At 38.5% G+C, this 9758-nt stretch carries 11 protein-coding genes, 1 pseudogene and 1 other annotated feature; of the genes and pseudogenes, 9 read left to right on the top strand and 3 right to left on the bottom strand.

Annotated features, from left to right (window positions below; translation table 11 throughout):
• Positions 1-539, top strand: a 539-nt coding sequence (locus tag RT445_RS01070) for an AAA family ATPase (protein WP_313469407.1), incomplete at its 5' end; no start/stop codon positions are given.
• A 49-nt stretch (positions 540-588) separates the two neighbouring features.
• Here the strand turns inward: RT445_RS01070 and RT445_RS01065 are convergent.
• Both RT445_RS01065 and RT445_RS01060 read right to left on the bottom strand, forming a co-directional pair.
• On the bottom strand, positions 589-783 hold the full coding sequence (locus tag RT445_RS01065; protein ID WP_004227469.1) for a YjzD family protein: 195 nt from the start codon (positions 781-783) through the stop codon (positions 589-591).
• Between the two features lie 183 nt (positions 784-966).
• Positions 967-1362 carry a hypothetical protein gene (locus tag RT445_RS01060; RefSeq protein WP_312504844.1) on the bottom strand — a complete coding sequence of 132 codons (396 nt, stop codon included), beginning with the start codon at positions 1360-1362 and terminating at the stop codon, positions 967-969.
• 74 nt (positions 1363-1436) lie between these two features.
• Between RT445_RS01060 and RT445_RS01055 the strand changes: the two genes are divergently transcribed.
• The 4 genes from RT445_RS01055 to RT445_RS01040 all read left to right on the top strand — a co-directional run bounded on the left by RT445_RS01055 (position 1437) and on the right by RT445_RS01040 (position 4552).
• Positions 1437-1790, top strand: coding sequence for a hypothetical protein (locus tag RT445_RS01055; protein WP_312504843.1), 354 nt, complete (start codon positions 1437-1439; stop codon positions 1788-1790).
• 219 nt (positions 1791-2009) lie between these two features.
• Entirely contained in the window at positions 2010-2948 is a 939-nt protein-coding gene (locus RT445_RS01050; RefSeq protein WP_313469404.1) for a beta-ketoacyl-ACP synthase III, read from the top strand.
• Positions 2949-2978: 30 nt separating this feature from the next.
• Positions 2979-4220 (top strand): beta-ketoacyl-ACP synthase II, encoded by a 1242-nt coding sequence (gene fabF / locus RT445_RS01045; protein ID WP_274795691.1) that lies wholly within the window; start codon positions 2979-2981, stop codon positions 4218-4220.
• Positions 4221-4330: 110 nt separating this feature from the next.
• Positions 4331-4552 carry a YuzI family membrane protein gene (locus RT445_RS01040; protein ID WP_274795692.1) on the top strand — a complete coding sequence of 74 codons (222 nt, stop codon included), beginning with the start codon at positions 4331-4333 and terminating at the stop codon, positions 4550-4552.
• A 4-nt stretch (positions 4553-4556) separates the two neighbouring features.
• On the opposite strand, the gene trpS is transcribed toward RT445_RS01040, so the two are convergent.
• Positions 4557-5546 carry a tryptophan--tRNA ligase gene (gene trpS, locus RT445_RS01035; RefSeq protein WP_274795693.1) on the bottom strand — a complete coding sequence of 330 codons (990 nt, stop codon included), beginning with the start codon at positions 5544-5546 and terminating at the stop codon, positions 4557-4559.
• A gap of 117 nt (positions 5547-5663) precedes the next feature.
• Positions 5664-5885 (bottom strand) — a binding site (T-box leader).
• 489 nt (positions 5886-6374) lie between these two features.
• On the opposite strand from trpS, the gene spxA reads away from it, so the two are divergent.
• From spxA to RT445_RS01015, 4 genes and pseudogenes are all read left to right on the top strand, one after another.
• The gene (spxA, locus tag RT445_RS01030) at positions 6375-6770 is read left to right on the top strand and encodes a transcriptional regulator SpxA (protein ID WP_025116803.1); all 396 of its coding nucleotides are present in this window, start codon (positions 6375-6377) and stop codon (positions 6768-6770) included.
• A 435-nt stretch (positions 6771-7205) separates the two neighbouring features.
• The gene (gene mecA, locus RT445_RS01025; RefSeq protein WP_313469401.1) at positions 7206-7874 is read left to right on the top strand and encodes an adaptor protein MecA; all 669 of its coding nucleotides are present in this window, start codon (positions 7206-7208) and stop codon (positions 7872-7874) included.
• 181 nt (positions 7875-8055) lie between these two features.
• Positions 8056-9177, top strand: coding sequence for a competence protein CoiA (locus RT445_RS01020; protein WP_313469399.1), 1122 nt, complete (start codon positions 8056-8058; stop codon positions 9175-9177).
• 51 nt (positions 9178-9228) lie between these two features.
• Positions 9229-9758 (top strand): annotated as a pseudogene (locus RT445_RS01015) (oligoendopeptidase F); the annotation flags it as partial.

Here is a 9758-nt window from a genome sequence, read left to right as displayed (position 1 = left end):
ACGAAATTGAAAAAGCTCACCCAGATGTGGCTAATATTTTATTGCAAATTTTAGATGATGGGCGTATCACTGATAGTCAAGGTCGTATGGTTAATTTTACAAATACAGTAGTTATTTTAACATCGAATATTGGGTCTAGTTATTTAATGGAGGCAAAAGAAGACGATGCCTCTGTTGAGGACTTAGTTATGGCTGCGCTTAGACAACATTTTAAACCAGAGCTGTTAAATCGAATGGATGATATTATTTTCTTCCATGCACTATCGACTAAGCATTTTACAGCAATCGCTTGGAAGTACGTTGAGCAACTGATTAAACGTGTGGCAGAGCAAGAAATTACATTATCTGTTGAGCAAGAAGTGATTAATTGGGTAGTACAGCAAGGTGCCGATGCTCAATTTGGTGCAAGACCACTAAAACGCTTTGTCCAACGACATATTGAAACAGCAGTGGCAAGAGAACTCCTACGTGGTGAGGTTTTACCGGGGGAAACATTGCATGTAAAAATGTGTGATGGTCAATGTGTGGTGGAAAAATAACAGAAAAAACCTGTTCGGCATGATGCTGAACAGGTTTTTTCTAGCTGAATTAATGATGGTCTGCAGCTTCTGGTGTAGGGTCGTTTGGAATGATTGCTCCAATAATAAAGATAAGAATAGAGAATACAACTGAAACGATTGCCCCTGTTTTAAAATCAAATGGTACACCAAGTACAGAGCTGACTACATAGTTTAACATAGAAACTAGTAGGAATGACCATATGAACGTTACGATATATTGCATTAATTTCACCTCAACCGAACTTTTTTCATCATAAGATTTTACTCATATTCATTATCATATCATAACATAAATCGAAAAAAAATGAATCATTTATGTGAAACATGGCGAATTTGTCACAACAACTACGAGGTTTTGTATTTTAGTTTTTGATGTTTTTATGAGGCCTAAGAATTGGTAATAGATTTATGGGGCTCGCTCCAAAGCTAGCTGAACCCGCTCCAAAAAGGTGGAAAAGCGCTCCAAAGTAGGATATCCCCGCTCGAAAATGGTTGAGAAGCGCTCCAAAGTAGGCAGAACCCGCTCGAAAATGGTGGAGAAGTGCACCAAAATAGACAGAACCCGCTCGAAAATGGGTGAGAAGTGCTCCAAAGTAGGGTGTCTCCACTCGAAAATGGTGGAAAGGCGCTCCAAAGTAGGCAGAACCCGCTCGAAAAAGGTGTGGAAAGTGCTCCAAAGCAGGCTGCCCCGCTCGAAAATGGTGGAGAAGTGCTTTAAAGTAGGGTGTCCCCGCTCGAAAAAGGTGTGGAAGCGCTCCAAAATAGTGTGTCCCCGCTCGAAAATGGTGGAGAAGTGCTCCAAAGCAGGTTGCCCCGCTCGAAAAAGGTGGAGAAGCGCTCTAAAATAGGTTGAGCCCGCTCCAAAAAGGTGTGGAAGTGCTCCAAAGTAGGTTGAGCCCGCTCGAAAAAGGTGTGGAAGCGCTCCAAAGTAGGATATCCCCGCTCGAAAAAGGTGTGGAAGTGCTCCAAAGTAGGTTGAGCCCGCTTGAAAATGATGGAGAAGCGCTCCAAAGTAGGGTGTCCCCGCTCGAAAATGGAGGAGAAGCGCCCCAAAATAGACAGGACCCGCTCCAAAAAGGTGTGGAAGCGCTCCAAAGTAGGATATCCCCGCTCGAAAATGGTGGAAAGGCGCTCCAAAGCAGGTTGCCCCGCTCCAAAAAGGTGGAGAAGCGCTCCAAAGTAGGCAGAACCCGCTCGAAAATGGTGGAGAAGCGCTCTAAAATAGGTTGAGCCCGCTCCAAAAAGGTGTGGAAGTGCTCCAAAGCATGACCAACCCGCTCGAAAACAGGTGAAAACCGCTCCAAACCCCGACAATCCCGTCGAATTGAACAAACAAAAGCCTCTCTAAAACACATTAATTTTAATTCATCTTGCGTCCTTCCTTTTGTATGCGTTATAATTATGACCAGTTACTAATAATTGATAGTAAGAAAGCTGAGGGGTTGCTATATGAACGCAGGTATTATAGGAATAGGCAAATATGTTCCTGAGAAGGTCGTTACAAATTTTGATTTGGAAAAAATAATGGATACTTCGGATGAATGGATTCGTACTCGAACAGGCATTGAAGAACGTCATTTTGCGGCAGATGATCAGGAAACTTCAGATTTAGCAGTAGCTGCTGCTAAAGAAGCTATTGCAAAAGCGGGTATTACGCCTGAGGAAATTGGTTTAATACTTGTAGCAACTGTAACACAGGATCAAACTTTTCCAAGTGTAGCATGTATGGTTCAGGAACAACTCGGAGCAGTGAACGCTGCGGCGATGGATCAAGCTGCAGCATGTGCAGGATTTATATATAGCTTAGTGACAGCGAAGCACTTTGTAGAGGCAAATGCTTATAAATATGTCTTAGTAGTAGGTGTTGAAAAGCTGTCGAAAGTCATTGACTGGAACGATCGCAATACGGCTGTATTATTCGGTGATGGTGCGAGTGCAGCTATTGTTGGACCAGTATCTGAAGGCAGAGGTATTTTATCATTTGAACTTGGTGCTGATGGTACAGGCGGCAAGAATCTTTATTTAACAAAGCAAGACACGATTGCGATGAACGGTCGTGAAGTGTTTAAATTTGCTGTTCGTCAAATGGGTGAATCAGCGGTTAATGTGTTAGATAAAGCAGGATTAACAAAAGAAGACGTTGATTTTTTAGTGCCGCATCAGGCAAATATACGTATTATGGAATCTGCTCGTGAGCGATTAGAGCTACCACCAGAAAAAATGTCAAAAACGATTCATAAATACGGAAATACTTCCGCAGCTTCTATTGGTATTTCCTTGGTAGATGAGCTCGAAGCAGGTAAGATAAAAGAGGATGATTTATTAGTCCTTGTTGGTTTTGGTGGCGGCTTAACATGGGGTGCCGTAGCCATGAGATGGGGAAAATAAGAAGGAAAAATGCTTGAGGGGAGTAAGACAATGAGTAAACGACGAGTAGTAATTACAGGAATTGGCGCAGTTACACCACTAGGAAATAGCATCGAAGAAACATGGGCAAACATTAAAGCTGGTAAATCTGGTATTGGTGAGCTAACACGTTTAAATAAAGATCTTTTTGCAGCAAAAATTGCAGCAGAAGTGAAAGATTTTGATATTGAAAAATATATTGATCGTAAAGAAGCTCGTAAAATGGATCGTTTTACGCACTACGCGTTAGCGGCTTCAATTATGGCAATGGAAGATGCACAGCTAACAATTGATGAAGAGCTAGCTCCTCGTGCAGGTGTATGGATTGGCTCTGGAATCGGTGGTATGGAAACTTATGAACAGCAGTTTTTAACGTTCCAAGAGCGTGGCGCTAGACGTGTTAGTCCATTCTTCATTCCAATGATGATTCCTGATATGGCTTCAGGTCAAGTATCCATCCACTTTGGTGCGAAAGGTATTAACTCTTGTTCTGTAACGGCATGTGCTTCAGGAACAAACTCAATTGGTGATGCTTTCAAAGTAATCGAACGTGGAGATGCAGATGTTATGATTTCAGGTGGTGCTGAATCACCAATCGTAACAATGGCAGTAGCAGGCTTCTGTGCCAATACTGCTTTATCATTAAATCAAGATCCACAGGCTGCATGCCGTCCATTTGATAAAAATCGTGATGGTTTTATTATTGGAGAAGGTGCCGGTATTGTCATTTTAGAAGAATATGAACATGCAAAAGCTCGTGGTGCTAAAATCTATGCTGAAGTTTTAGGTTATGGTGCAACAGGAGATGCTCACCATATTACAGCTCCTGCTCCAGAGGGCGAGGGCGCAGCACGTGCGATGATGCAAGCATTGGAAGATGGTGGAGTAGAGCCATCACAAGTTGATTATATTAATGCGCATGGCACAAGTACGCCATATAATGACTTATTTGAAACGCAAGCGGTTAAAACTGCTTTTGGTGAGCATGCTTATAAGCTAGCGATGAGCTCAACAAAATCTATGACAGGTCACTTATTAGGTGCAGCTGGTGGTGTGGAAGCTATTTTCACAGCATTAGCCCTTAAAGAAGGTATCTTACCGCCAACAATCAATTTAACGGATCCAGATCCTGAATGTGATTTAGATTATGTTCCAAATGAAGCGAGAGAAGCAACGATTCAATATGCAATGAGTAATTCTCTTGGTTTTGGTGGTCACAATGCAAGTCTTCTATTCAAAAAATATGAAGCATAATAGTATCTAAACTAGAAAAAACGTCAGCCAAATTTAAACGGCTGACGTCTTTTTTTATAGTTTTGTGAATACATGATAAGTAAGAAGAAATAGAAAGGATGCCTCTACTTATGTTTCGTCTCTTTTTATTTTTAGTAAGCTATGGCTTAATGATCCTCTCTGTAGGGAATCTCATATTGTATTTAAATTACCGTACGCTAGGTTATTCCTGGAAGGTTGTTTTTAAATTTATTTTTCAAACAACGGAATTTTATATGGCGATAGGGGCCTGCATCATCATATGCGCTGTCGTTCTTGATTTAGGCTTTGATCGTTCCACTGATAAGCTTTAAATTGTTAGCGACGCGCACGGCCTAAGCCCATTGCTTCTTCCATACGTTTTAAAGTGGCACTTGCAATGGCATTTGCTTTTGCTGCACCTTCATCTAGAATGGCATCTAATTCAGATGACTCTACTAAATGATAGAACTTTTCTTGAATAGGAGTTAGGTGTTCAATAACCGCTGTTGCAACACCTTGCTTGAATCCACCATAACCAATGCCTTCATATTTTTTCACTAAGTCATCAATAGATACACCTGAAATAGCTGATTCGATTGTCAATAAATTTGAAACGCCTGGTTTATTTTCCACATCAAATGCTACAACACCGTCTGAATCCGTAACAGCTGATTTGATTTTTTTCTCAATTTCTTTCGCTGTATCAAGTAAGCGGATTGTTGCCTTTGTATTTGGATCCGATTTACTCATCTTTTTTGTTGGCTCTTGTAGTGATTTAATACGAGCACCTGCTTTTGGTAATTGAATTTCTGGAATCGTTAGGACATCCCCGTAACGTTTGTTAAAGCGTTCTGCTAGGTCACGTGTTAATTCAATATGTTGTTTCTGGTCATCGCCGACAGGAACAATGTTTGTATTATAAAGTAGAATGTCTGCAGCCATTAACGGTGGGTATGTTAAAAGAGCGGCAGAGACGCTTTCCTTACCGTGAGACTTATCTTTAAATTGTGTCATACGTTCAAGCTCCCCAATTGAAGCCACACATTGTAACATCCATCCTGCCTGAGCGTGTGCAGGTACCTCTGATTGAATGAATAATGTAGATTTTTTAGGATCAATGCCAGTAGCGATATAGGTAGCTGCAAGCTTGCGAATGCTTTCGCGTAATTCCTTTGGATCTTGTGCCACAGTAATTGCATGCTGGTCAACGATGCAATAAATAGCGTTTCCTTCATCCTGTAATGCAGGGAATTGCTTAAATGCCCCTAAATAGTTCCCTAATGTTACGATTCCTGTAGGCTGTACGCCAGAAAAAATAGTTGTCATGAAAATTTCCTCCTCGAATTCAAGTTCCGCGGCTTTTAGCCAGCGGCGTAACTTTCATCATTCCACCGATTGATGAAAATAAAAAAACATCATGCGTCCTCATTAGATTTTTTCTAAAGAAGGGACGAATGATGTTTGAATCCGCGGTACCACCCAGCTTGCCTAAAAAGGCCACTCTGCTTCGTAACGTGAAGTGACGAGCTTTGCTAGTTGCTCAAGTAGCGTTCACAAAGCTAACTCGGAAGTCCATTCCACATGCCTCCACGATCTGTTTGCAGCGACCACAGACTCTCTAAACGTGAGATATGCATATGTACTACTCTTCGTCAGCGTTTTTCTCAATTCAAATTGTTTAAATTGATTTTATTGCAATGAATTATATTATAAAGATTCCATTGTGTAAAGTCAGACTTTTGACTGTGTTTTTTTTCATAAAAAAATTATATGCTTTTTCTGTTGTGTAATAATGTTATAAATTTATACTTTTTTATTAAAAATATGTTTCGCTGTACACACCAAATTGACAATTTTCTCGTTTAATTTTTATAAATGAGAACAACTAAGATACAAGCCTAGATGTTTAAAATGCATTGAAATTGGGAATGTTAATAGTAGCACATAAGATAGTAGAAAATACGCTACATTAAAAGATGTATAAAAAGAAAGAATATTTAGTTGTGGGTTCAGTCTTTTTTTATTGGAACTATATTCAAATACAGCGGAGTACTGTATAATGGTACTGTGTATTTTACTTTACATTAATTCTAATTTAACACTCTGGTTCTGGTTTTAGATAATAATTTCGAAATGAAAGGATGTGTCAGAATGATCGTAACCCTATTTACATCACCAAGTTGTACCTCTTGTCGTAAAGCGAAAGCTTGGTTAGAGGAGCACGAAATTCCATATACAGAACGTAATATATTTTCTGAGCCACTAAGTATTAGTGAAATTAAAAAAATTTTACGTATGACTGAAGACGGGACAGATGAAATTATTTCTACTCGTTCAAAAATATTCCAAAAATTAAATGTAGATGTTGAAAGTTTACCACTACAACGTTTATATGAATTAATTCAGGAGTATCCTGGTTTATTACGCCGACCAATCATTTTGGATGAAAAACGTCTCCAAGTTGGCTATAATGAAGATGAAATTCGTCGCTTCCTACCTCGTAAAGTTCGAGCATATCAGCTTCAAGAAGCGCAGCGAATGGTGAATTAAAACTACCCATTTTGAATAATATATGTAGTAGATGTTACAAATGTGGAATGCATGTTGTGACATCTATTTTTTTATGTTTTACTTATGTAAAACCTTCTATATGAAGTATAATAATTAATAGGAAAAGTCATATATTTCCGTTAAAGTATGTTAAACTTGATTTAAGTTAAATAGTTTACTACAATTTCAATAATTCAAATATCTTCTGTGAAACGGTGTATATCCTTTTCATTTTATGACAGAACAGCATACAATAGAGTTAGAGACAACTGTGAACAAAATAATCGATGTTTACGGTGTACTCGATGGTTTAACTGTAGTGTGGTCAAAGGTTGAAAAACAAATGCGGTATGAAGGTTAAAAACAAAGAATAAAAGCATACTAATGAAACAAAACTGTTTTTCGACATATGACAGTGAAGGGAGATGAGGTCTAGTGGACATCGAACGTGTAAATGAAAATACACTCAAGCTCTTTATTACGTACAATGATATAGAGGATCGCGGCTATAGTCGTGAAGAGATTTGGTACAATCGAGCAAAGGGTGAACAACTTTTTTGGGATATGATTGATGAAGTAAACACGGAGGATTATTTTGATGTAGAGGGTCCGATTTGGATTCATATCAATGCATCTGAAGTTGGCTTAGAAATCATTGTCACACGTGCACATATTTTAAAAGACGGTGAAACATTAGATGGTCATTCGAATTTTGATGAACACAAAGATATGTTTGCACCATTCGATGAAGTTGGGGAAGATCTTCTTAGCCAGCTAACTCAATTTGGTGACATGGATGAGTCAGAATTATTTATGGATACAGACATTTATGTTTATAAATTTAAAGATATTGATGAGTTAATCCCTGTCGCAAAACGAATGACAGACGAATTAGTGGATTCCTCATTATTCAAATATGAAGATTGGTACTATTTAGTTGTTGATTTTGGTAACGCAGATGAGGAGTTAAATCGTCATGATAGAAATGCGGTCATCAAAGAATTTTTAACACCATCCAATTTCACAATTCATCGTCTAGAGGAGTACGGTGAAAAGATAATGGAATTTAATTGCTTTGAAACAATCCGAAAATATTTTGTTTAAGCATTGGATTACCTGATTTGTTAGACTGCAGTGAAACTCGTTCATGATCGAGTTTCACTGCAGTCCTTTTTTTATCCTTATAAATTTTTAGACCGCATTTCTTTAATTTCAAGAAAAACAGCTTATTTCTTTGTGATAGCCATTCCTCTCTACTATAGTTGGCTAAAAAGGAGCTGATTTGATGCTTATTGCTTATAACAATCAACAGCAGCTATTTCTCCCATATCAATATACGAGGAAAGCTTTACAGCGATATAGGCGACAGATGGAATTTTTTTGTCCACAGTGTCTTGAACCTGTTCAATTGAAAATAGGTCACTCTAAAATTCCACATTTTGCCCACCTCTCAAATAATAAATGTTCACAATTATTTTCAGAAGGGGAATCTAAGTTACATCTACAAGGTAAAATTCAAATATATGAATGGTTAAAAAAGCTTAAATATAAAGTGAAACTGGAGCCATTTTTAAATAAGCTTTCTCAGCGTCCAGATATACTTGTTACAATGGATGACAAGCATTTTGCTTTTGAATATCAATGTAGTACAATCCCCCACGAAATATGGGACCGACGAACAGAGGGTTATGAAAAAAATGGCATACAAGCAATTTGGCTTTTTCAAACTCCTCAAAGCAAAGATACTTTAAGTGGTATATGCAAAATTAAAATTCCTCCTTTGCTGCAAAAAGCGTTTATCTTGGACGCAGAAGAATTACCTTATTTAATAACCTATAACGCTAAGACAGCACATTTTATTTATTGGACGAATCTTCTTCCTATTCATGGGCATACTTTCATAGGCAAAGTACAAGTAATTCCAATCGATCAACAGCTCTTCCCTTTTTATCTACCCAAGCGTATTACCCAAGCAGAATTTCAACAATATTGGCAGTTGTATAAACATGCTTGTAGACAGTTTGCATACGGACGCCTTTTACATAGCAAAAAGGGTACGCAAGATTCGTTTTTACGGACCTGCTATGAGTTAAAGCTTTCTTTAACTGCTATGCCTTCTTACATTGGAATACCAGTAAAAGAAGGAGCAGCAATCTCTTTGTTTACAAGTGAATGGCAGACGATGCTGTTGCACTTTAGTAAACGACTAGGCATGCAGTCATATGAATTAGATAGGGACCTTATTCAGCAATTTTTAAGGGAGCACCAAATAGAAAGGACGGAACAGGCAATTAACGCTGTTCAGCATTACGGCCACTTCCTAAAAAACATAAAGCAAGGAAATCATTCGCAAGATATTTATAAGCAAGTGTATGCACATTTATTTGCAATTGTCGCAATATATTGAGAAAATATGAGAGTAAAAGGAAAAAAGCACATATTAAGGGGGCTGGCATACTTGGCTAGTAATAGTAATAAAGTTTTGGTAAGAAATGAAGTACCAGAAGAATTAACTTGGCGTTTAGAGGACATCTTTGCAACTGATGCAGCTTGGGAAGAGGAGTTTAAGGAGGTTGCAGAGCTTGCTAAACAAGCATCTAGCTATGCAGGTACTTTAAACAATGGAGCAGAGGCATTATTAGCGGCTTTACAGTATCACGATCATCTTTATGGACGTGCCATGAAGCTCTACACATATGCTCACATGCGTTACGATCAGGATACGGCAAATGGCTTTTATCAAGATATGAATAGCCGTATTCAAACATTGGCAACTAGTATCTCAGCTGGCCTAGCGTTTTTAACACCAGAGATTCTGTCTTTAAGTGAAGAAACAATTGAAAGCTATCTAGCAGAAAATCAAGATTTACAATTATATAAGCAATCTTTAAAAGAAATTACCATGGCACGTCCACATGTACTACCAGCTGAACAAGAGGCATTGCTAGCTCAAATGTCTGAGGTTACTGGTACAGCTTCCAATGCATT

Origin of the sequence: Lysinibacillus sp. (assembly GCF_032093475.1) — a bacterium.
Lineage (GTDB): Bacteria > Bacillota > Bacilli > Bacillales_A > Planococcaceae > Lysinibacillus > Lysinibacillus irui.
This window is presented reverse-complemented; position numbering and strand designations above follow the sequence as displayed.